The organism is Paraniabella aurantiaca, assembly GCF_050309965.1.
In the GTDB taxonomy this organism is placed as follows: Bacteria; Bacteroidota; Bacteroidia; order Chitinophagales; family Chitinophagaceae; genus Niabella.
Genome location: NZ_JBLOSY010000001.1, coordinates 2,936,701 through 2,959,104, shown reverse-complemented (window position 1 = coordinate 2,959,104; position 22,404 = coordinate 2,936,701). Strand labels below are relative to the sequence as shown.

Here is a 22,404-nt window from a genome sequence, read left to right as displayed (position 1 = left end):
GGATCATAGTGCATGGCGTGTAGATCATAGATGATAAACCAATGGAGCAACTGATTCAACATCTTAAAAGCTATTACCCCTTAAGTGATGAGGCGAGTAAAGCTTTAAGCAATTGCCTTGAAGAAAAATGTTTTGCTAAAAACGACTACCTGATCAAAGCAGGCAGGGTATGCCGGTATTTTTATTTTATGGAACGCGGTGCTTTGCGTGGATTTTATAATTTGAACGGGAAAGAGATTACCCATTGGTTTGGCTTTGAGAATACATTTATTACATCCTTCCATAGCTATATAACCGAACAACCGTCGGTAGAAAATATCCAGTTTATGGAAGGCAGCATTATGTGGGCTATTTCAAAAAAAGATCTTACAGGTTTGTTTGATCAATATCATGAACTGGAACGCCTGGTTCGTATTATTTATGAAAACTACTATATAAGACTGGAGGAACGCTATGTAAACGCCCAGTTTAAAACAGCTGCTGAATTGTACAGTGATCTGATGGAAAAATCGCCTCATATACTGGAACGTGTACCATTAGGTTACGTATCATCCTACCTGGGTATGACGCAGGAAACATTGAGCCGCATCCGGAAACTGCATTAACAAATCTGCTATTGTTTTTTGATAAATATCAAATCGGAAGCCATTCGATCGCCTTTAGCTTTGTTTCAACAAATAAAAAAAGTATGGAAACAAAGTATTATCAAAAACCTTCCGGCGCCTTCATTGGCGCTTCATGGATGGCCCTTCTTATTGGCTTTACTGCTTACATCATTGGTTTATGGAATGCAGAAATGCAGCTGAATGAAAAAGGTTACTATTTTACCGTGTTGATGTTCGGGCTATTTGCAGCTATCTCCCTGCAGAAAGCAGTACGTGATCAACTGGAAGGCATTCCTGTTACCAACCTCTACTACAGCATCGCCTGGTTTGCCACTATATTATCTGTGGTGTTAATTACCGTAGGACTTTGGAATGCTGATATCACACGCAGTGAAAAAGGGTTTTATGCCATGTCGTTTATATTGAGCATATTTTCGGCTATCGCTGTGCAAAAGAATACCAGGGACGCGAAAGCCAGCGAGACCGGTAACGCCGATAAAAATTATTCTAAAAATGAATTTTAAACAATTGGAGAGGCTACACTAGTATTTTGCGTCTTCGTTTCTCGAATCTTCAAGAAATTCATATTCTTTTTCTGTTGGCTGAAGCACTTCCTTTATAAAGAAGCAGAATGTAATAGCATATACAAAATGTAATAATGTTGAAAGGACGTTAAGCGTAGAAAATACTCCAAGTCGGCGGGGCAACTGGCCGCCTGTAACCAATACCTGTGCTGCGTTTGCCAGCACAAAACTCAGTAACGAACTAAAAAACAGAATATAACTAATCCTGGTTTTCTTTTTTATCATATAATAGAATAAAGAACCTAATACTATTAACGTGGGAATCTGAAAAATAAGCCGTTGCACCATGATACCTTGTTTTATCAGTAAGATAAAACGAATTTGTGAAAACCACCTGGTAACTAATGAACTTGTTTATCTAAAATCAGTTTAAACAACTTCAATGAAAATAAAAAAGCCTTTTGCAGTAATCTTTCTGCAAAAGGCTTTCTATAAAAATGTATTGCTGTTATTTGTTCTGTAAATCCAGTTTAATCTGTAATTCAGTAAATTGTTTAGCATCGATAGCAGCTGGCGCATCGAGCATTACATCGCGGCCACTGTTATTTTTAGGGAAGGCTATAAAATCACGAATACTCTCGCTACCACCCAGGATGGAGCATAACCTGTCGAAGCCAAATGCTATACCACCATGTGGCGGTGCACCATACTCAAATGCACCTAATAAGAAACCAAATTTATGTTGCTGCTCTTCGGCATCCATGCCCAGCGCTTCAAACATTTTCTGTTGTAACTCTTTTTGATAGATACGGATGCTTCCGCCGCCTATTTCATTACCGTTTAATACCATATCGTAAGCATTGGCTTTGATATTAGCATAAGGATGTTTGAGATATTCAGCAGCATTGTCAATAGCCGGGTTATTATTGATCATAGTATCAATATCAGACGGCTTGGGAGACGTAAACGGATGGTGTCTGGCTACCCAGCGATTTTCTTCTTCGGCATATTCAAACAGCGGGAAGTCTAATACCCATAATAATTTAAACTCGTCATCTTTTCTGAAACCCAGGCGTTTGCCCATTTCCAAACGCAGTTCGCTGGTAGCTTTGCGGGTACGCTCTTCAGCGCCTGCCAATATTAAAACCAGGTCACCGGCTTTTGCTCCGGCGGCATCAGCAATAGCTTTCAGCCTCTCTTCGGCATAAAATTTATCTACGCTGCTTTTATAAGTACCGTCGGCATTACATTTAATAAATACCAGGCCCTTCATACCGATCTGCGGACGTTTCACCCATTCGGTTAATTCATCCGTTTGTTTACGTGTATATTCGCTGCAACCCGGTACTGCAATCGCAATAACTGTTTCCGCCGCATCAAATACCTGGAAATCGGCACCATCTACCAGATGTGCATTTTCTTCTTTATCCGAGAATACATGTTTCGGGTATTTTATATTCAGCAGCTTCATGCCAAAGCGAATGTCCGGCTTATCATTTCCATACTGCCACATCGCTTCCTGCCAGCTCATACGCTCCACCGCTTCGTTATAATCAATACCCTTTACCGTTTTAAAAATATATTTGATCAGGTTTTCAAACATATTCAGCACATCCTCCTGCTTCACAAAAGCCATTTCGCAATCTATCTGCGTAAACTCGGGCTGGCGGTCTGCACGAAGATCCTCATCTCTGAAGCATTTTACAATCTGGTAATACCTGTCGTAACCGCTCACCATCAATAGTTGTTTAAAGGTTTGCGGAGACTGTGGTAAGGCGTAGAATTCACCAGGGTTCATACGACTGGGTACTACGAAATCCCTGGCACCCTCGGGTGTAGATTTAATCAGGAATGGCGTTTCAATATCCATAAAGTTTTGCTGATGCAGGTAGTCGCGTGTAGCACGATTCACCGCATAACGCAGCTCGAGGTTTTTCTTCACCGCATTGCGACGCAAATCCAAATAGCGGTACTTCATGCGCAGATCATCGCCGCCATCCGTATCATCCTGGATGGTAAAGGGAGGTGTAATGCTCTTATTAAGGATAGTAAAGCTTTCTACCAGCAATTCTACATCGCCGGTAGGTATATTTTTATTTTTATTGCTGCGCTCATTTACTTTTCCTGTTGCCTGTAACACAAATTCACGCCCTAACGGATTTTCATCCAGTTGTGCATTTAATGCTTCAGAAAACAGCAATTGGGTAATACCATACCGGTCTCTCAGGTCAACAAAAGTGATACTTCCGAATTTACGAACAGTTTGTACCCAGCCAGCCAGGGTAACTTCTTGATTTACGTCGGCGGCTCTTAACTCACCACAGGTATGCGTACGAAACATGAAATATTTGCAATTTATAATTTGAAATGCCCTTTTACGGGCTGCAAATATACCATCCTTAGCGGATTTACAGCCTCCGGCCGGTGTTTTTTGGGTTAAGAATGCGTAAGCCACTTACTATTTTTAACAACTACCCCATTTTAGCGATAGCCTGCGTTTGCATTCTACTGTTGGTTTAAATAACTTGCTGGTGCATCTCTATACTCAAAATAACCTTAAAATGTCTAAATCCAAAACACCGGCATTGTCAGCATCCTCTATTCAGGCTACGATTTCTTTGAAAAAGATACCTGCTCTGCCTAAAACGAGGCTTTCGACCCGGGGTAGTAAAAGAATTATGACCGATAACGAGGTGATGGCTATTTACGGCACACCCGGAAATACCAACAATTTCACCCAGATCATTTCACCCTTTCCGCTGATCATTGCCTGGGACAAAAACATAGTGGTACAAAAACTCACCTGCCATAAAAATATTGCCCAACCCCTAACCAGCGTTTTAAAGGAACTGCTGGCTACCTACGGACAACAAAAGTTACGGGAACTACATATTGATTACTATGGAGGCCTTTATAACCTGAGGAAGATGCGGGGTAGCAACACCCGGTGGAGCCGCCATTCCTGGGCTATAGCCATTGATCTTGATCCCGACAGGAACTTATTAAGAGAAGACCATACCACAGCCCGGTTTGCCCGCCCGGAATATAAACCGATGATTGATATTTTTTACCGGAATGGATTTGTGGGCTACGGACCAGAGAAGGATTACGACTGGATGCATTTTGAGATTGGCATCTGATCATTTTTCAATACTAAATAACCCACCAAAAATTCAGGTAGGCCGCTCCGTTGATCACGATTTATTTGAGTTTAATATTCATCATTTAATATTCTAAAATTCTTTTTATGCCTTACTCCATCTCCCTGCATATTGGCTTAAATAAAATTGATAAAAAGCACTACGGCAGCGATTATCCGCTGTCTGGGTGTATTAATGATGCTAAAGACATGCTGGCTATAGCCCGGCAAAAACAGTATGATGAATCTTATATCCTCATCGACGAGGCGGGCACTTATGATAATATAACGGGGCACCTCAAGGCGGCTGCTAAGAAATTAAAAAAAGGAGATACCTTCTTTATCACTTATTCAGGCCATGGCGCTTATGTACCCGATGCCAATAAAGACGAACTGGATGGTAAAGATGAAACCTGGTGTTTGTACGACCGGATGATACTGGATGATGACCTGGCCCAATACTGGAGCAAATTTAAAACGGGGGTACGCATATTCATGATCTCGGATAGTTGTCATAGCGGTACCGTTTCCCGGGCCATAAAAAAAGACGGGACCCTCGATGACTCCCTGGAAACATTGCCTACAAGACTCATCAAAGACGGCCCGAAAATATTTGCTAAACATAAAAGTTTGTATAATAATGCTTCATCAGATGCAACAGCAGATAAACAAAACAATATCAAAGCTTCTATCATTCTTCTTTCCGGTTGCCAGGATAATCAAACGTCACTGGACGGAGACAAAAATGGATTATTCACCGAAAAAATGTTAAAGGTCTATAAAAAAGGTAAATTCGCAGGTAATTATGCACAGCTGCTGAGAAAGATTTTAAAACTGATGCCCTCTAACCAAACTCCCAATTATTATTTAAGTGGCATAAGAAATATACCTTTTGAAAGCAGTCGCCCTTTTGAAAAATAAAGGATAGCGATAACCCTGTTGGATTTGTTTTGTATGATGCGTTGGGGGGAGTAACCCTGACTACTCCTTTATTTTCTGAATGATCTTTGGCATGTTGGCTTCCAACCGTTCATTACTAATATCAATGCAAAGACTATTTCTCACGCGGCCAACAATTTCTCCTAACGAATTACGCAATTTTACCAGGCGGCTGTACTCGTCATTTACATCGAGGTTATCCTCTCCTTTTTGTACACGGGCCTCAATGATGGCGGCTAAACCCGCAATCTTCTCATTCAGCTGCAACTGTGCTCTATCTGTAAAGCCGGCATCAAAAAAATCCGGTTGAATATAACAGGGAATAAATTTTTTAGGTGTTTGCCCCAATTGTAACCCAAACGTATTCAATGTTTCCATGGCTACCCATGCCGATAGCAGGCTGTTGGCAGATACAATAGAGAGTGTTGTTTCTGTTTCCCGAACACATTTTTCGATGAATGCCTTTATACTTTCACCTGCGACCATAGCCTCGCTATCAATGGTCACTTCTATTCCTGCCTTAACCAGAAATTCTTTAACCCGGTGTGCGGTGGCAGCATCCTTATGATTGTAGGAAATAAATACCCTTTTTTGTTGCGCTGTCACCTGTGTATCCATACTGCCCAGCAACTCAATCAGTGCAAAAGCAATTTGATTCCGGGTAAGATTGGCATTTTCAAAGCTCACCATTCCCATGCTTTCTTTTTTTGACAGATCACTTAAGCGCGCTGCATGGTTCATTAACTGGCCGTTAACCTCGGCGTTATTTTCTGTAACGGGTAAGAGTAGAGCAAGGGCGGCTTTTAAATCACCCTGCTTCACCAGGGCTTTTGCACTATCCAATTCTTTTTTCATTTCTTGTTATTTAAAATGATATTGTTCTTCCAGCAGGTAGCGAAGTGCTATGAGTACTTCAGCTTTTGCAAAGCGATCAGTTTTGGCAATCTTATCCGCGTCCAGGTTTTCTATTACCACATCAATCCATTTATTGGCTTTCAGCTTTTCTGAAAAGCTGCCACTGTGATAAGCGTCCGTAGTAGCTATCAGTTGCCAGGGAATCACCAGATGACGGGTGGCATCAGTAAAAGCTACTGCCGTATTTTCTGTTTTAAATCCTTTATCGCTACGTTCGCGCAGGTTAATATCAACAGAGGCATCTGCTGTTTCGAGGCTTTTCAGCCAATTCCGGTTCAGGGTATCAGTACTCCTGTCTAAAATATTCAGTGTATGCAATATTAATCCCGAAAGGCTTTTAGATACCGCCAGGCTCTCGTATTCCCCTTCTTTCTGTTCATAATCGCTCCAGCGTGCACTATGCTTATCCGCGATGGTTGTTTGCAACCAATGAACACCTGATTGAATGGCAATATTTACCTGCCTTGCTAAACTACTGTCTTTAATATTGGGTAAAGAATTGCGGAGGGCCCTGAGTGCATGGCCGGTGGCATAAGTTGCACTATAGTTGGTTACTGCGGGAGGTAAGATAAACATAGGCCAGGCTCCACTGCTATCCTGGTTAAGCAATAAGAAGTGAATAGTAGAGCAGGAGAACCGGTTGGTCAATCCTAAAACACCGTTAGTACTGATGATCCAGGCCGTGGCCCTTATATCATCAATATCTACCATTTCACGCCAGCAGCAACTACTCTTATTGAGTGTCTTTTGTGCCTGGTTCAGATATTGTTTCCTGATAGTTCCATTCCCATCAAACCCTTCTACCAGGTAAAGGGCCGTCATTAACTGAGCCGCTTCCCAGGTGTTGATATCGTTGGTTAAATTAATCTGCCGCGCACTTTTCATCACTTCATCCTTTAACTTATCTGTAATGAAAGCTAACTTTTCAGGCTTCCTGACAATGGGTCTTGTATCATCGCCCATAGCAATACGGTAGCCGAAATACAAGGTTTCCCAGTTGAAATAAGCCAGCAAAGACAACAATAATACTACTAAAAAAGCTAAAGTGGTACGACCATAAATACGTTCCCTTTCGATGCGCCTTTTTTCCATAATCAACTGGGCCATTTTCTGCTCGCTATCCCTTTGCAGCTTTTGTTTTTTTATGTTGACGATGGGATCAAGAATGGTATCATGCGCAATCTCATAGCTATAACCGCCTACAGAGTTCTGCTCACGCCTTATCAGGAAGGCCTGCTCCAACATATCTAACATTTCAGACGGCGCATTGATATTGGCTAATTCGCTTAATAAAACATCTTTGTCTACCGGGATTCTGCGATACTCATTAGATCCTCTTATTTCATGTATGAGATTGTTCTCTAATAACTGTTGAGCCTTCTCTCTTAAGTGTACGGGCAGCTTTTCTATCTGCCTTTTATAATAGTCGCCATACAGGTTATCGAAGGATGGCAGATCGGAGCGGTTTACCTCCAGATCTTTTTCATGGTGTTGCAACTTTTGTTCTATCCTAACCTCACAAGCCTGGCAGATGATCTGCAAGTGAAAGGGCTCTACACTTACCTCCTCCCCTTCTGCTGCAGAAGAAAATTGAGAAAGAATGGTCAGCAAGGCTTCGTCATCATAAGTAAAAGAATGGGTAGCAAAAGCCTCGCTTTCAATTGCTGCGGGTTTTATAATAGCCTGCCGGGCTTGCTCTACCGATAAGCTATGAATTTCAAAACGGTTCTTCAACAAATGAGGTAACACATCGGTCAGAGAGTGCATGCTGCTTAAACGGTCAGACCTGATAGAAAATAATACGTGCACATCCAGGGGCTCCGATAGCATATCATATTCTTCGTGTGTCAACTGGTCTATATGTTCCCGTATCACATTGGGTACAGGAGTATACAACAACTCTGCAAGTTCGCTTTTAAACCGCTCCTGTACAGCAGGCGGGTTATTGAAGAACTCCTCGAACTGATCGAATATGAGCAGGAATTTACGGGGTTGGGTAAGTTGTATTTTTTTAAAATGATACCACAGCTTATAAGGGTATGTAAATCTGTCTAAAACAGGATGTGGATGCTCCGGCACCGGTGCCACTTCTTTCAACCTGGAAATGATTTTTTCTATGGGCGAAGAAGCATCACCTTTCACTTCGCTTAACCTTATTTCGACCGGGGTGTAATTGTACTTCGGATTATCGGCATCATCGAGTAATGGTACTATCGCTGCATTAATGATCGAACTTTTGCCTCGTCCTGACTTGGCAAAAAGCACTACAATCTTTTCGAGCATCAGCAAATCGAATAGCTTTTGAGCATCCTGCTCCCTGCCGAAGTAAATATTCTTTTCACTCCGCGTAAAAGGTCTTACCCCCGGGTAGCGATACAACTTTTCCATACTCAACCTTTATCGGGTGGGATACAATCAATCAGCTCCAGCAAAGCCATAGTTATCCTGTTTAATTCCACATCCAGGTTCATTTTATATTCAGTGCCATTCGTCACATCCAGGATATATTTAGAATAACGCATCTGGCAGGCGATCAATTGATTTTTTTGATCGTTATCGAAAATGTTATTCTCCAGTAAGATAAATGCCCTGGTAAAATCGTTTTGCTTGATATAGTCCCTGGCAGTTTCTTTAAAAGGTTTGATCATAGTAGCTACGGTTTCATCGATCTGACGGGAGGCGAAATACAATTGATGAATCTCGTTTAAAAACTCAACCGGTGCTCCATAATATTTGATATTGAACTGCTTTCTAAAAAAGGACTCCGAATCTGCGTCGTCAAAGGAAGATTTAGCAGTGTAGTTCTTATCCCTGTTATCAAAATCGTGCGTTTTGGTATTGATATAGCGCATCAATAATTGTGTTCTCAGCTTTTCCATTCTAAAGCCAATAAAGATGTATGTATCGGCCTCCCTTAACACCGTATTAAAAGCATCGGGCACCTGCCTGGTGTTTTCAAACAACGCTTTTAAATGAGTAAACATATCTTCAAAATCCAGGATAATGGATTCCAACGCATCAGGTTGCGATGATCCGAATAAGTTGTACAAAATAGGACAGTCTTTATCCGGCTTCATTAACTCTATTGCGCTTTTACTGGCCCTGCCTGTAAAATAATCAAACTGGGGTTTCTTAGATGCGTTCCGGTAACCGGCCATCAGTGTGGTATCCGGGTTGGTATTAATCACCAGCGGGAACGGCAGCTCAGCAATACATTTCAAAATAGTGGCGTCAGCTTTTATTTTCTCATAAAAAGTACTGGCAAAGCGCTGCGCCTTGGTTTTGTGGTACTGGCTTTCAAATAGAAAAATTTCGTTATCAGGATTGAAATGCAGAATACCGTTATCAGGCTTGTTTTTTAACTCTTCAAATAAAAGCTGCTTTGCCGTTTGTTCATTTTGAACCAGGAACCCCGGGCCTAGAACCAGGATCGCTTTCTGGGTTTTGATATCATAATAAATATCATCCCAGTCAATAGAAAACTGTTCGGGGGGTGTTCGTTCAGTATTGAATACTTCGCTCATATGTTTGGGTTTAGAACAGACGGCGCGTTATTTTATTCGCGGTATTTATACTTTTTCATGTAATGGAGGTATTGAATAATAGCATTGATGTCCCTATCACTAACCTGTATCATCGCCGGCATATGTGCATTGTACCTGAAACTGCGCGGGTCTTTTACATAATGCTTTATATTTTCATCCGTCCAGTACTCTGTAATACTCCTGGGCCAGTTAAGCTCGGGCCCCACCTGCCCTCCTGTTTTATTAATGGCGTGGCAACTAAAGCAATGATTACGGAACAAATGATACCCCGTAAGCGCAGCTGTATTCTTTGAAATACCGTTAAACAGTAAGCTATCTCTTTCAACCAGTTTCATACTAATTAACCCATAAGGCCAGGGAAATTCATGGGCTTTAACACTGTCAGTTTTCCAAACTAAATAAAAAGGGCTAAAGGCCTTTTCCATTGCCGGGGTCCAGTTTCGACCTGTAGTAACTGCCAGATCTTTAAATACAATAAATCCATCCTTCGTGCCTAACATCTCTGTTGCCTGCCTTACCGGTGCGTAACCATCTTTGCAAACCAGCACCACATCAAACCGTTCAGCGGCCAGGTCCAGCTGTTCGAGTATACGCTTCAACTGCACTCCCAGTTGTATTCCCTTATACTTTTTGCCTCCTGGTACATTAGGATCATATGCGATCAAAACTTCACTCCTATCACCGGGCTTTGTTGCTCTTACAAGAGAATCTATATCTACCACATACTGCCTTGGAATATGCCCCCGCTGTGTATCATTATTTTCCTGCTTTTTGGTACTACAGGCACACATAAAACAGGTTATAGCTGATAAAATAACGAGCTTCACGTGTATGTTTTTTATTTGATTTTAGCCACATATGATTTCGCAGAAAAATTTTAGCTCAACAGGTATAAATTTTACCAGAAATTTTTATGCTACATTTCATGTGAACGATTTAAAGTACAATATGAAACCTTATCCAACGCAAATAATGAAGATGTGTTTTCTCTGAACCTAAGTTATGCTATTTTCGAAAGCTATGTGGCTGACTTATATCGCGTAAATAGGTGATATGTTTCAATAATAGCTCTGCTAACGTAGCCCCATCATTCTTCCGGCAAGCATTTCTGGCGCAGTTTTTATAATAACCAAGATGATAACATTTAGGTATTTATCACCGTAAAACTGTATTTTGTAGCTACAAGTTATGCGTGTTAACAAAAAAGAAGCGAGGTTATTAGAGGAAGCCATTGATCAATGGCAAAAAGACGATTTGCTGGACCGGCCTAAAGCCGATGAGCTCAGGCAATCCATTTCTTCCTACCGCAATGAATTTGATTCAGTGGCTTTTTATGCAACCATCGCAGCGGTGTCCTGCGCACTGCTGGCCTTTGGTGCACTGGTACTGGATGAAAAATGGATAGAACGACTGCGGAAACTATTTGCCTTCTCGGAAATATTTATAGGTTTCCTTTTTGGTGGGGTGGCTGCTTTGCTTACATGGATCGCCAGAAGAAGAAAGCGGAAATACGCTTATGCATCGCTCGCCAATGAAAGTTTCACTGTTTTAGTGGCACTAACCCTGGGTATATCTGTGGCCTATTTTACAAGAAGCTTTCAACCTACCTACTATTATTATGGCATTGGTATTTTTATAGCAGCCTTGTTGTATGGCTTCCTGGCGGTATATCTCAGTTCTAAAATCTTATGGACCTGTATGTTGCTGGCGCTGATCAGCAGCTGGGCCACGCAAACCTATGCCTGGTCTGCCGCACCTGCACACTCCTACTTTTTAGGTATGAACTACCCTTTACGCATGGCCTTGTTCGGCGCGTTGATGGTATTTTTGTCGCTGCTCGCCCAACAACAGCCATCAACCAAAAGATATTTCAATCTTTCCTGGTACGCCAGCTGGATCTTCCTGCTGCTTTCGGCGCTGTTTCTCTCTGTATCCGGCAATTTAAGTTATGATGTATGGTCCGCTATTAAGCAGGGAAAGCTATTCATGTGGGCGATAGCCTACACGCTGGTTTTAATAGGCATTTTGGTATACGCCATTAAAAAGAAAGACGACACTTTAAGAGATATCATCATTGTTTTTTTCCTGCTCAATATCTACACGCGCTATTTTGAATACTTCTGGGATCATACCAACAAAGGCCTGTTCTTTGCCTTACTGGCGCTTTCATTCTGGCTGATTGGTAAAAAAGCTGAGCAGTTACGTAAGCGGCTTTCTGAGTAAAGTAAACAGCATTGATGCTTCCGGCAGCTGATCTTTTAACAGCGAAGAAATGAGGACGCAAAGATTGCGCAGAGCATATTTTCTAATACTAATGAAACGAAACCTGTAAATATATTTGAGATTTGACGACTCTGCATTGACTCTCCGTCTCCTTTTCCCCCGGTTAACTCTTATCGTAGAAAAAGAAGGGTGGAGAATATGTACAAACAATAATGACTAAAACATAAAACCCAGCCCTGCATTAGCGCCTATACTGGTATTTTCGCCAAAGCGTTGGGCGTTAAAATTAAGAGATGGCAAGAGCGAAATAGTTTCGCTTAACGGGATGCGATAGGCTGCTCCGAGTTTTATAAGGGCACCACCATCCAGGTACATTTTATCAAAATCATTTTTAATACTGAGCAAAGGAGCATAACCCACATCTAATATAAACATTAAGCTATTTCTCGTACCATTAGGATAGTATCTGAAATCGGCAAAAATGGGCAGTGCTGTCATGCTATGGCCATCTTCAAAATATCCGGGGGCAAAAGTGCTATCGGGAGTTACTGCATTCCGATATGCTTTATAGCGTGTAAACTGAACCCCTACGCCCAGTCCGATAGATAAATGAGGATTTAGAAAGACCCCATTGATGGTGCTGGCAGCAAAGCCGAGGTTCTTAACATAAGCGTCACCGAAGGCAAGCTCAGACGAATCGACAGATTGAAGATATTGAGGTTCGGCAATATTCGTAATATTGAAATAGCCTTTTCCCTCTTTAGCCCTTAATTGAGCGGATACAAGATGGCTACAACATAACAGGAAGCCCAAAAGTGCAGGTTTAAAGATATTCATGAAGGACAATGGTTTATTGTATTAAGATTACCTTTAAAGTTATACTATTTTACCGGAATAAGAAATAACACTTCCAAGGGATGCATAACATTTTCTAAAAAATTAATCACCATAAAAGCCAGCCCGGATACGGGCAGCAAATGCAGTAGTAAAACTTGTTGGCCCTAAAAAAACGCTTACTCCTTGTTAATGTTTAGTTCATTAGCTTAACCCGGCCTTTTCTTCTACAAGGTAAGCATTTCTTCCAGGAGCGTTACGGGATATTAGTTCGCTCAGAAAACCTGCCAGGAACAGCTGCATCCCAATAATAATAGTAGTTAAGGCTATATAAAAAGTTGGACGGTTAGTGATGGCATATTCGAAATCGATGACCTTAGATACTATCAAAAACAGTGAAGTCAGAAAACCTATCAAAAAGAAGATCATTCCCCACAAACCAAAAAAGTGCATAGGCTTCTTAGAGAACTTGCCCACAAAAGTAATCGACATCAGATCAAGAAAACCATTAATAAAGCGGTCCCAGCCAAATTTGGTAACACCATATTTACGTTTACGATGCTCTACCACTTTCTCGCCGATCTTTCTAAAGCCAGCCCATTTGGCTATAACGGGTATATAACGATGCATTTCGCCATACACTTCAATGCTCTTGACTACTTTTCTATTATACGATTTAAGACCGCAGTTGAAATCGTGCAGCTTTATTTTAGAAACTTTGCTGGTTACGGCATTAAAAAACTTGGAAGGAATGTTTTTGGTTAGCGTGTTATCATAACGCACTTTTTTCCAGCCACTCACCAGGTCGTATTTATCTTCCACGATCATCCTTCTCAACTCCGGAATTTCATCCGGACTGTCCTGCAAATCAGCATCCATGGTTATTACCACATCCCCCTGTGAAGCCCTGAAAGCCTCGTTTAAAGCGGCAGACTTACCATAGTTTCGTTGAAACTTGATCCCTTTGATGCTATCATTTTTGGCGCGCAACTCCTGGATCACATTCCACGAGTTATCGGTACTCCCATCATCGACAAAAATCACTTCGTAACTAAAGTTGTTATCGCGCATTACACGGGCGATCCATTCGGCCAGCTCAGGCAAAGATTCTTCCTCATTTAAAAGCGGTATAACAACTGAAATATCCATTACGCGTTTTTGTTGCGCAAATATAAAGCGCCGGAGGTTGCCATTGTAACAATAACACCTGTAAATAAATTAGAAAAAACTAAAATAGACAACTGAAAGGGTATGTAGTATTTCCGGGTTTGCTGGGCCTCTGTTTCAATTTCAGCGGGTGTGCGATCTTTCGCCGTTCTAAGACGCTCCTGCTTGGCCTGCTGTACCACTGCTTCAATCTCTTTTTCGTTCAATTTGAAGTAAACGAACGTGTATAACGCCAAAATTAAGGTGGCAGCCAGTACGCACCGGAATCCTTGTTGAAATAAATCTTTAAACTGGGTAGATTGAGTTTGCCTGGCAAAGGATGTAATGCTCCAGACGATACCCAGTCCGTAAATAACATAGCCCAGATAATTTAACGGGGAGGTTTCATCGATCTTATTAAAATAAAAAACAACTGCCACAGCTACCATCAGCAGCCCTGTTATCAATCCTTTTATTGTAGCGTTTAACTTCACAATTAATTATTTAATATGAGCCGGCTTTTATGATAAATACCTAAAGGCTTACCTGTAAATTTCTGCCCGATGAATGGAGTATTTCGGCTTTTGGAAAGAACATCTTTCAACTCCAGCACCCACTCCTGCTTAGGCAAAAACAAAGTAATGGAGGCCTCATTACCCTCGGCAATAGTAGGCACTGGTATATTTAAAATACGCCTGGCATTAACAGCAAATAATTCTACCCAACGTTCCTGGGAAATCTCCGGCAAATAGGTATTCAAAGCTGCATAGCTCGTTTGCAGGCTGATCATACCATTTTTCGCATATTCAAATTCTACTACCTTATGATCTTTATCCTGCGGAATGTGATGCGACGCGATACAATCGATAACGCCTTCTGCAACTGCCTTTTGCAAAGCTTTCCTGTCTTTTTTACTTCGAAGAGGAGGGTTTACCTTAAGGTTCGAATCGTAAGTTGTAATATCCTCATCACAAAAAACAAGGTTATACGGAGCAACCGAACAGGTCACTGCCACTTTTTTCTGTCGGGCTTCCTTTACCAGTTTTACAGACCCTTCGGTACTGATACCCGTTAAGTGCAGGTTAGATTCGGCATAGGCCGCCAGTTTTACATTAGCAGCTACTGCAATTTCTTCCGCAATCTCCGGCCGGCCTGGTAATCCCATTTGAGTAGAAGTAATACCTTCATTCATCAGGCCATTAGGACTGATACTTTTATCATCCGGCACCTGTATCAAAGCACCGTTAAAAGATTTTACATACTGAAGCGCTTTTACCAAAATACCGGCAGATTGTAAGGACGACTTACCATCGCTGAAAGCCACGGCGCCACTCAGCTTCATGTCGTACATTTCAGCCAGGTCCTTTCCCTCAACCCCGCGCGTAATACTTCCCAGTGGATGAATACTTACCGGCAATTGCTTTCCCTTCTGAACCACATACTCCACCACCGATTTCTGATCAACGGCAGGCTTTGTATTCGGCACTACACAAACATCTGTATAACCACCGGCTACTGCTGCTGCCGCTCCGGTTTCCAGAGTTTCCCTGAATTCATATCCCGGATCAGCAAAATCGGCAAACAGGTCTATCCAGCCCGGCGAAACATGCACACCCGGAGTGTCAATTATTTTAGCACCCTTTGCTACAATATCTTTACCAATTGAGACTATTTTGCCGCTGGCAATGTGTATATCAGCAAGTTGACCGTTGTGAGGCGATGTTGGGTCAGTAATTTTTGCCTTCTTAATGATAATGTTCATTAAGGTGCGAAGATAAGGCAATGAAATTTTAAAATTAATATTTGCAATTGGTGGCGAACAACATTTTTCATTTCTTCTTTTCTTTAGGGAAGAACGAAAATGTTATTTCATGATATTTGAAAATTGCGTAAGATTTATATACATTTGCGTCCCTTCTGCTTTTGCAGAGCTGAGTTCGGGACGTAGCTCAGCCCGGTAGAGTACACGTCTGGGGGGCGTGTGGTCGCAAGTTCGAATCTTGTCGTCCCGACAATTGGAATCCGCTGTATTAATTATGATGCAGCGGATTTTTAATTAGAGGGCTTATCAATCAATATCATTTCCAATGCATGCTCACATACAACATTTAATCCGTTGCATTAATCTCGAAGAGAAAGAACAGACAGAGCGGTACCAGCTAAGCCAGGCACATACTTTACGGTCATTAAAAGCAGAGGGGCTGGCCCTGCATCCCATTGCAGTAACCCGTAAGAGTTTTGGATACGCCGATTATCCTGAGATCAGTTTCCGTCTCCCTTACCCCGGCACTACCAATCTGTTTCGCGATGGGGCAGCAATAGAATGTTTTAAGCAGGGAGAAGAGCCTGTTAAAGGCATTATGATAAGCCTGGAAGGCAAGACGGGGGAATTCAGGTTGTTCGCACCCGATTTTCCTGATTGGATTGAAGACGAAGGAGTGGGCATTAAGCTGGCGCCCGACACCCGTACCAATAGCATCATGAAAGAAGCCTTAACAGGCCTTGAAAAGAATAAGCATCTCCTCCAGCTGTTCGAAGAACTACACGGAGAAAGACCTTCACGGACGGACACTCCTGCATTCAACACTAAACTCGCTTTTTTTAATAAAAATCTGAACGACAGTCAGCAGCAAGCCGTATCGGCTATCACAGAAAACCAGGAGCTAACCATTGTACACGGACCTCCCGGTACTGGTAAAACAACCACACTCATAGAAGCCATTCAGCAACTGGTAAAGCGTGGCGACAAAGTGCTGGTTTCGGCTCCAAGCAATGCTGCGGTAGATAATATTTGCAAAGGACTACTTCAGAAGGGCGTACAGCTGCTGAGAGTGGGTAATGCCAGTAAAACAGATGAAGCTATTTTCATGCACACGCCCGAAGGCAAACTAAGCAACAGCAAAGTTCAGAAAGATATCCGCCAGTTAAAACTAAGAGCAGAAGAGTTCAGGCGAATGGCCTTAAAGTACAAACGAAATTTCGGTAAAGCAGAAAGAGAACAAAGAAGCCTTTTATTTAAGGAGGTAAAAAATATCAGGAACGAAATAAAGCAGTTACAACATTACAATGAAGAAAAGCTGTTTACAGAAGCACAGGTAATTGCGGGCACGCCCATTGGTTTACATGATGCGGGCCTGGGGAAAACAGTATTCCACCATCTTATTATTGATGAAGCAGGACAGTGCATTGAGCCATTGGCGTGGTGCGTATTCCCTTTGGCACCTAAAATAGTACTGGCCGGAGACCACCTGCAGCTGCCTCCTACCGTTTTAAGCAGCGCGGCAATAAAAGCAGGATTTAATCGCTCCATACTTGAGGTTGCCATTAACACGGTTCCCGCGGTACACCTGTTAAATACACAATATCGCATGAAACCCGTAATTGCCGGATTTAGCAGTGCGTATTTTTATAAAGGACTACTATTATCCGCATCGCATCTGGTTAACCAGGGCACGCATCTTAGTTTTATCGATACGGCAGGATCTGGCTTTAATGAAAGCAAAGGACCCGACGGCACCAGTCTTCAAAACGAAGGCGAGTTGCATATTGTACAGCAGCTACTTCAAAATGGAGATTTTAGTGCTGAAAATGCAGCATTTATTTCTCCCTATGCCGGCCAGGTTTTAATAGCTAAAGACAAGCTTCCCAAAACCATGCGCGTTAGTACCATTGATAGCTTCCAGGGGCAGGAAAAGAATGTTATTGTATTATCGCTGGTAAGAAGCAACGACGACTGCGAGATAGGATTTTTGAAGGATTACCGGCGCATGAATGTGGCAATTACAAGAGCCAGGGAAGCTCTTATTGTTATAGGAGACAGTGCCACTATTGGCGCTGACCCGTTTTATGAATCTTTTTTGCGATATGTGGAGCTACACGGCACATACCGTACTGTATGGGAATTTGAAATGAACTAATAAAGGTAACAATCAGGACCCAGCCTCAGCATAGCTTTGATAAGCTTCTTTGAGTTTGTGAATATAAGCATTCCTGTCTTCAGGGCTTTTATATTTAAAAGCAAATGCTTCCCAGTTTTTATTGCGCAGATCCTCATCCAGCGAAAGGTTTTTAAGGTATTGTACAAAGGCTGATAAATGCTCTCCTTCGCTTTTGTACATAGCGCTTACAAAATCCTGCAATGAAAAATATCCGGCAAGGGCATAATTATACCCCATTAATTGGAATTTTCCCCAACTGGCCGACATCAGGGCTGCATTACGATTCAGCCAGGCGGCCTTGTGCAATCTTTCATGTTGAATTGATGCGGGGCCAAATTCACCCGGTTCCGGATGTGAAATATCCGGAGCTACCCTATCGTAAGCACCTTGCGTCCGACGCGAAAAAACATCCTTGTGAAACCAAAGCAACGGTTCATAGGTAGACAAAAAACCTTCCCGGCTACCTTCCAAATCGATGATAGTCTTTATGATTGCTATTTCGCAACTTAACATAGCAGCTGCTTTCGATAAATCTAAGTCTGTTAACCCTCCAATTGTCATTAATGCATACTCCCCTTGTGAGCAGGTTTAGAAAGCATTGATTACAGCGAAAACTATGCCGCCATTATGGTTTTCCTTCTACTAAAACACATTACAATGAGTCTGTTTTTTAAGTCCCTAAAAACCACGTAAATAAAAATGCAGCGTAAAAATGTTTTTTTCTTTTTTCAGCCAACAAAAAGTTAAAAGCTCAAAAAATAACAATTGGAGCAAAATTTGATATGTTAAATTGAGCCCAAAAGCTTTTGTAGTGTTACATTTGCTGAGCAATCTCAAATTAACTTTCTTATACCCCAAACAAAACCAGATGAAGAATTTGCTATCACTTGTTGCAGTAATTGTAATGCTGGCTTCGTGTGGCAAAACAGACATAACCCCCGAACAAAAAGAGCCTCTCAAACTGGATATTGATCAATTGGTAGGATTTATCGGCAAGAAATATTACACACTTCAGTCTGCATTTGCAAACACTAATATTGTTATTACAGATTCACTGGGCCATAAAAAAGCCACAGTACCCGTATTAGACAAGGAGTCTCCCAACCCCAATTTTGTATGTGAATTGTCGGAAGACAATGACATTATCACGAAAATTGAGATCAAAGCAACTATTGGCACCCACGGTACTTACAAAAACACTTTTCAGTATTTTGATAATTTGTTAAGTGCAAAGTATCCACTCTCAAAGTTTTACGCCATTGATGCAGACGGAGGCGTAAACCGCAGCAGTAAAACGAAAGAAGATCTGTATAATTACCTACAATACAACACTTCTTCGGGAGCTGCCCTGGAATTTCAAACCGCTAATGCCGATATTGTGAACTTCTTTTTCAACGAGGCGAGCAAAGCCTTTACCATTTCCATTGAGGGAAAAAAACAATAAAATCTTTTTTTACAATACTAAAAAGCCAGGTTGGATATAAGATCTAACCTGGCTTTTACTTTAATACTCTTTTATACTACGCTTCTGCATACATCTCTGTAGGCTCGCAGGTACAAATAAGGTTTCTGTCCCCTACGGTATTATTCACCCTGGCTACAGACGGCCAGAACTTGTTAAGGGCCACATAGTGAAGTGGAAATGCAGCTTCCTGGCGACTATAGCTATGGTTCCACTCGTTAGCAGTAACCACCTGCTGCGTATGAGGAGCATTTTTAAGCGCATTGTCTTTCACATCCGCTACTCCATCTTCTATCGCTTTAATTTCTTCCCTGATACTAATTAACGCATCACAAAAACGATCCAACTCAGCCTTGTCTTCACTTTCTGTAGGCTCAATCATAATAGTTCCTGGCACCGGAAAGCTCATCGTAGGTGCGTGGAAACCATAGTCCATAAGGCGTTTGGCCACATCTTCAGCTTCTATTTGTGCTGTCTTTTTAAAAGGTCTCAGGTCTACTATAAATTCATGGGCACAAAGTCCGTTATCATTTGTGTATAATATATCATAATGCTTACCCAATCTCGAACGCATATAGTTTGCATTCAATATAGCATATTCGGTGGCTGATTTTACACCCTCGCTTCCCAGCATCATAATGTAAGCATAGGAAATCAATAAGATGGATGCGGAACCATAAGGAGCTGCGGATACAGCATGTTGTAAACCATTATCTCCCTGAAAAACATGACCAGGTAAATATTGAGCCAGGTGTTCCTTTACACAAATAGGTCCCATGCCAGGTCCGCCACCGCCATGCGGAATAGCAAAGGTTTTGTGCAGGTTCAGGTGACAAACATCTGCACCGATCAGTCCTGGAGCTGTTAAACCCACCTGGGCATTCATATTAGCCCCATCCATATATACCTGCCCGCCATGATCATGTACGATCTGGTTAATTTCTTTTACCGTTTCTTCATAAACCCCGTAAGTACTTGGATAAGTGATCATGATACCTGCCAGGTTCTCCGCATGTTGTGCTGCTTTAGCTTTCAGATCTTCTACATCAATATAACCGTTCTCCAAAGCTTTTACTACCACCACCTTCATACCGGCCATAACAGCTGATGCCGGGTTGGTACCATGCGCCGATATAGGGATTAACATTACATTTCTATGCGGCTTGCCCTGCGCTTCATGATACGCTTTTATTGTAAGCAAACCGGCATACTCGCCCTGCGCACCACTGTTAGGTTGTAAACTGCAGGCATCAAAAGCTGTAATCTCACATAAATATTTACTCAGGTTATCCACTAACTCCTTATAACCACCAGCTTGTTCTACGGGAACAAAAGGATGGATACTGGCCCAATGTGACCAGCTTAAAGGCATCATCTGTGTTGCGGCATTCAATTTCATGGTGCAGCTTCCCAGGGATATCATCGAGGTATTTAAAGAAAGATCTTTGTTTTCGAGGTATTTGATATAACGCATCATCTGGCTTTCGCTATGATGTGTATTGAAAACCGGGTGGGTAAGGTAAGAAGATTTCCTGATCAATGCTGCCGGAAGACGATAGGTACCCGAATCTGCATTAATATCAAACGCAACAGGATCTGTATCATTTTCAAAGCAGTTAATGATATCAAAAAGATCTTCCACAATGATGGTTTCATCAATAGAAATTCCCACCAGGTTGTCACCAATATACCTAAAGTTGATCTTCTGTGCTTCGGCCTTTTGCCTTATAGCAGCTACATCTGAAGCTTTCACTACAATAGTGTCAAAGAAATATTCGCTCACCAGTTCAAAACCGCGCGCCTCTATTTCCGCAGCCACCGTTTGCGCATATACAGCAATTCTTTCGGCAATAGCTTTCAACCCTGCCGGACCATGATAAACCGCATACATGGCAGCCATATTGGCCAGTAAAGCCTGTGCAGTACAAATATTTGAAGTAGCTTTTTCCCTTTTTATATGCTGTTCGCGGGTTTGCAAAGCCATGCGTAGCGCTCTGTTACCCTCAGCATCCACGCTAACACCAATGATACGACCGGGTATTACCCTCTTAAAATCATCTTTTGCCGCCATAAAAGCTGCATGCGGACCTCCATAACCCAATGGCACGCCAAATCTTTGGGCAGACCCAATAGCAACGTCGGCACCTAACTCTCCGGGAGAGGTTAACAAAGTAAGCGCCAGCAGATCTGTTGCCATTACCACATGCCCGCCAATATGCTGGACAGCACTGATAAAGCCACTGTAATCCTCGATACTACCGATATTATTGGGATACTGTACCAGCGCGCCAAAATAGGTTTCATCAATAGTTGCCGACTTATAATCGCCTTCAACCACTTCAATCCCAAAAGGAATAGCCCTTGTATAAATTACGTCCTTTGTTTGGGGGAAAGTTGCCGCATCCAAAAAGAAACGCGGTCTTTCAACATGATCCTGCCTGTTTTTTAAGTTAAAAAACATAGCCATAGCCTCAGCAGCAGCTGTAGCCTCATCCAGAAGAGAAGCATTAGCCAACGGCAATCCCGTCAGGTCGCTCACTAAGGTCTGGTAGTTTAAAAGACTTTCCAATCTACCCTGCGAAATCTCCGCCTGGTATGGAGTGTACTGTGTGTACCAGCCCGGATTTTCGAAAATATTGCGCAAAATAACCGAAGGAGTGATCGTACCATAATATCCCTGCCCGATATAGTTCTTGAAAATTTTGTTTTTAAGAGAGACATTCTTGATATGCCTTAAATACTCATGCTCACTCATGGCCTTGGGAATGCGAAGGGCTGCTTTCATCCGGATGCCGGAGGGCACCGTTTTCCCGATCAAGCCATCCAAATCGCTAAACCCAACCTCATGTAACATCTTTTGGGTTTCAGTCTCATTAGGCCCGATATGCCTTTTTGCAAACTCTTTTGATTGGAGTTCTAAAATACTCATAGTGTGGTAGAAATTAATTTTTTTGCCCGAAGGTGCAAAGAACTTTCCTTAGGCTCCTTCGGAGGATGTGCAAAGGTAATGGTTATTTATCAGCTGTTTTTGTGCATACGATTGACCATAATCACAACATATATAACATGTGCATAAGTAATTTGTTTTGTATCTATATAACCGCTAGCAGGTGGCCTGAATACCAAAATATAAA

At 42.0% G+C, this 22,404-nt stretch carries 19 protein-coding genes and 1 tRNA gene; 8 read left to right on the top strand and 12 right to left on the bottom strand.

Features of this window, described 5'->3' with window-relative positions:
- Positions 1-41: 41 nt before the first annotated feature.
- Together ACLOAU_RS12985 and yiaA are read left to right on the top strand one after the other, a co-directional pair.
- Entirely contained in the window at positions 42-605 is a 564-nt protein-coding gene (locus ACLOAU_RS12985; RefSeq protein WP_427862292.1) for a Crp/Fnr family transcriptional regulator, read from the top strand.
- Positions 606-688: 83 nt separating this feature from the next.
- Positions 689-1,129, top strand: a complete 441-nt coding sequence (gene yiaA / locus ACLOAU_RS12980) for an inner membrane protein YiaA (RefSeq protein ID WP_427862291.1) — start codon at positions 689-691, stop codon at positions 1,127-1,129.
- Between the two features lie 18 nt (positions 1,130-1,147).
- Here yiaA and ACLOAU_RS12975 read toward each other — a convergent pair whose 3' ends face one another.
- On the bottom strand, positions 1,148-1,414 hold the full coding sequence (locus tag ACLOAU_RS12975) for a hypothetical protein (protein WP_427862290.1): 267 nt from the start codon (positions 1,412-1,414) through the stop codon (positions 1,148-1,150).
- Positions 1,415-1,637: 223 nt separating this feature from the next.
- The gene (aspS, locus tag ACLOAU_RS12970; RefSeq protein WP_427862289.1) at positions 1,638-3,470 is read right to left on the bottom strand and encodes an aspartate--tRNA ligase; all 1,833 of its coding nucleotides are present in this window, start codon (positions 3,468-3,470) and stop codon (positions 1,638-1,640) included.
- Positions 3,471-3,690: 220 nt separating this feature from the next.
- On the opposite strand from aspS, the gene ACLOAU_RS12965 reads away from it, so the two are divergent.
- Positions 3,691-4,269 carry a M15 family metallopeptidase gene (locus tag ACLOAU_RS12965; protein ID WP_427862288.1) on the top strand — a complete coding sequence of 193 codons (579 nt, stop codon included), beginning with the start codon at positions 3,691-3,693 and terminating at the stop codon, positions 4,267-4,269.
- A 107-nt stretch (positions 4,270-4,376) separates the two neighbouring features.
- Positions 4,377-5,189 carry a caspase family protein gene (locus tag ACLOAU_RS12960; protein ID WP_427862287.1) on the top strand — a complete coding sequence of 271 codons (813 nt, stop codon included), beginning with the start codon at positions 4,377-4,379 and terminating at the stop codon, positions 5,187-5,189.
- 60 nt (positions 5,190-5,249) lie between these two features.
- Here ACLOAU_RS12960 and ACLOAU_RS12955 read toward each other — a convergent pair whose 3' ends face one another.
- From ACLOAU_RS12955 to ACLOAU_RS12940, 4 genes are read right to left on the bottom strand one after another with little or no spacing between them, the layout of a single operon-like run.
- The gene (locus tag ACLOAU_RS12955; RefSeq protein ID WP_427862286.1) at positions 5,250-6,062 is read right to left on the bottom strand and encodes a TIR domain-containing protein; all 813 of its coding nucleotides are present in this window, start codon (positions 6,060-6,062) and stop codon (positions 5,250-5,252) included.
- Between the two features lie 6 nt (positions 6,063-6,068).
- Positions 6,069-8,510, bottom strand: a complete 2,442-nt coding sequence (locus ACLOAU_RS12950) for an nSTAND1 domain-containing NTPase (protein WP_427862285.1) — start codon at positions 8,508-8,510, stop codon at positions 6,069-6,071.
- Positions 8,511-8,512: 2 nt separating this feature from the next.
- On the bottom strand, positions 8,513-9,646 hold the full coding sequence (locus ACLOAU_RS12945; RefSeq protein ID WP_427862284.1) for a hypothetical protein: 1,134 nt from the start codon (positions 9,644-9,646) through the stop codon (positions 8,513-8,515).
- Between the two features lie 32 nt (positions 9,647-9,678).
- Positions 9,679-10,494 (bottom strand): c-type cytochrome, encoded by an 816-nt coding sequence (locus ACLOAU_RS12940; RefSeq protein WP_427862283.1) that lies wholly within the window; start codon positions 10,492-10,494, stop codon positions 9,679-9,681.
- Positions 10,495-10,855: 361 nt separating this feature from the next.
- On the opposite strand from ACLOAU_RS12940, the gene ACLOAU_RS12935 reads away from it, so the two are divergent.
- Positions 10,856-11,890, top strand: coding sequence for a hypothetical protein (locus ACLOAU_RS12935; protein WP_427862282.1), 1,035 nt, complete (start codon positions 10,856-10,858; stop codon positions 11,888-11,890).
- Positions 11,891-12,106: 216 nt separating this feature from the next.
- On the opposite strand, the gene ACLOAU_RS12930 is transcribed toward ACLOAU_RS12935, so the two are convergent.
- The 4 genes from ACLOAU_RS12930 to ACLOAU_RS12915 all read right to left on the bottom strand — a co-directional run bounded on the left by ACLOAU_RS12930 (position 12,107) and on the right by ACLOAU_RS12915 (position 15,632).
- Positions 12,107-12,727: a hypothetical protein gene (locus ACLOAU_RS12930; protein WP_427862281.1), complete on the bottom strand. Its 621-nt coding sequence runs from the start codon at positions 12,725-12,727 to the stop codon at positions 12,107-12,109.
- Between the two features lie 201 nt (positions 12,728-12,928).
- Positions 12,929-13,873 (bottom strand): glycosyltransferase family 2 protein, encoded by a 945-nt coding sequence (locus tag ACLOAU_RS12925; RefSeq protein ID WP_427862280.1) that lies wholly within the window; start codon positions 13,871-13,873, stop codon positions 12,929-12,931.
- Positions 13,873-14,364, bottom strand: coding sequence for a DUF4199 domain-containing protein (locus ACLOAU_RS12920; RefSeq protein ID WP_427862279.1), 492 nt, complete (start codon positions 14,362-14,364; stop codon positions 13,873-13,875). Before ACLOAU_RS12920 ends, ACLOAU_RS12925 begins: the two co-directional genes overlap by 1 nt.
- A gap of 2 nt (positions 14,365-14,366) precedes the next feature.
- A complete protein-coding gene (locus ACLOAU_RS12915) occupies positions 14,367-15,632 on the bottom strand; it encodes a dihydroorotase (protein WP_427862278.1) in 1,266 nt (421 codons plus the stop codon).
- A gap of 176 nt (positions 15,633-15,808) precedes the next feature.
- Here ACLOAU_RS12915 and ACLOAU_RS12910 point away from each other — a divergent pair.
- Positions 15,809-15,882: transfer RNA gene (locus ACLOAU_RS12910), tRNA-Pro, on the top strand.
- A 75-nt stretch (positions 15,883-15,957) separates the two neighbouring features.
- Positions 15,958-17,787, top strand: coding sequence for an AAA domain-containing protein (locus ACLOAU_RS12905; protein ID WP_427862277.1), 1,830 nt, complete (start codon positions 15,958-15,960; stop codon positions 17,785-17,787).
- 12 nt (positions 17,788-17,799) lie between these two features.
- On the opposite strand, the gene ACLOAU_RS12900 is transcribed toward ACLOAU_RS12905, so the two are convergent.
- Positions 17,800-18,321 carry an N-acetylmuramidase domain-containing protein gene (locus ACLOAU_RS12900; RefSeq protein ID WP_427862276.1) on the bottom strand — a complete coding sequence of 174 codons (522 nt, stop codon included), beginning with the start codon at positions 18,319-18,321 and terminating at the stop codon, positions 17,800-17,802.
- A 355-nt stretch (positions 18,322-18,676) separates the two neighbouring features.
- Between ACLOAU_RS12900 and ACLOAU_RS12895 the strand changes: the two genes are divergently transcribed.
- Positions 18,677-19,252 (top strand): hypothetical protein, encoded by a 576-nt coding sequence (locus ACLOAU_RS12895; protein ID WP_427862275.1) that lies wholly within the window; start codon positions 18,677-18,679, stop codon positions 19,250-19,252.
- Between the two features lie 76 nt (positions 19,253-19,328).
- Here the strand turns inward: ACLOAU_RS12895 and gcvP are convergent, their stop codons facing one another.
- Positions 19,329-22,199: an aminomethyl-transferring glycine dehydrogenase gene (gene gcvP, locus ACLOAU_RS12890; RefSeq protein ID WP_427862274.1), complete on the bottom strand. Its 2,871-nt coding sequence runs from the start codon at positions 22,197-22,199 to the stop codon at positions 19,329-19,331.
- Positions 22,200-22,404: the final 205 nt, after the last annotated feature.

What these genes read in the sequence shown, in the direction of transcription:
- ACLOAU_RS12985 (WP_427862292.1), top strand. Translation starts at nt 42, where the DNA reads ATGGAGCAACTGATTCAACATCTTAAAAGCTATTACCCCTTAAGTGAT.
- yiaA (WP_427862291.1), top strand. Translation starts at nt 689, where the DNA reads ATGGAAACAAAGTATTATCAAAAACCTTCCGGCGCCTTCATTGGCGCT.
- ACLOAU_RS12975 (WP_427862290.1), bottom strand. Translation starts at nt 1,414, where the DNA reads ATGATAAAAAAGAAAACCAGGATTAGTTATATTCTGTTTTTTAGTTCG.
- aspS (WP_427862289.1), bottom strand. Translation starts at nt 3,470, where the DNA reads ATGTTTCGTACGCATACCTGTGGTGAGTTAAGAGCCGCCGACGTAAAT.
- ACLOAU_RS12965 (WP_427862288.1), top strand. Translation starts at nt 3,691, where the DNA reads ATGTCTAAATCCAAAACACCGGCATTGTCAGCATCCTCTATTCAGGCT.
- ACLOAU_RS12960 (WP_427862287.1), top strand. Translation starts at nt 4,377, where the DNA reads ATGCCTTACTCCATCTCCCTGCATATTGGCTTAAATAAAATTGATAAA.
- ACLOAU_RS12955 (WP_427862286.1), bottom strand. Translation starts at nt 6,062, where the DNA reads ATGAAAAAAGAATTGGATAGTGCAAAAGCCCTGGTGAAGCAGGGTGAT.
- ACLOAU_RS12950 (WP_427862285.1), bottom strand. Translation starts at nt 8,510, where the DNA reads ATGGAAAAGTTGTATCGCTACCCGGGGGTAAGACCTTTTACGCGGAGT.
- ACLOAU_RS12945 (WP_427862284.1), bottom strand. Translation starts at nt 9,646, where the DNA reads ATGAGCGAAGTATTCAATACTGAACGAACACCCCCCGAACAGTTTTCT.
- ACLOAU_RS12935 (WP_427862282.1), top strand. Translation starts at nt 10,856, where the DNA reads ATGCGTGTTAACAAAAAAGAAGCGAGGTTATTAGAGGAAGCCATTGAT.
- ACLOAU_RS12930 (WP_427862281.1), bottom strand. Translation starts at nt 12,727, where the DNA reads ATGAATATCTTTAAACCTGCACTTTTGGGCTTCCTGTTATGTTGTAGC.
- ACLOAU_RS12925 (WP_427862280.1), bottom strand. Translation starts at nt 13,873, where the DNA reads ATGGATATTTCAGTTGTTATACCGCTTTTAAATGAGGAAGAATCTTTG.
- ACLOAU_RS12915 (WP_427862278.1), bottom strand. Translation starts at nt 15,632, where the DNA reads ATGAACATTATCATTAAGAAGGCAAAAATTACTGACCCAACATCGCCT.
- ACLOAU_RS12905 (WP_427862277.1), top strand. Translation starts at nt 15,958, where the DNA reads ATGCATGCTCACATACAACATTTAATCCGTTGCATTAATCTCGAAGAG.
- ACLOAU_RS12900 (WP_427862276.1), bottom strand. Translation starts at nt 18,321, where the DNA reads ATGTTAAGTTGCGAAATAGCAATCATAAAGACTATCATCGATTTGGAA.
- ACLOAU_RS12895 (WP_427862275.1), top strand. Translation starts at nt 18,677, where the DNA reads ATGAAGAATTTGCTATCACTTGTTGCAGTAATTGTAATGCTGGCTTCG.
- gcvP (WP_427862274.1), bottom strand. Translation starts at nt 22,199, where the DNA reads ATGAGTATTTTAGAACTCCAATCAAAAGAGTTTGCAAAAAGGCATATC.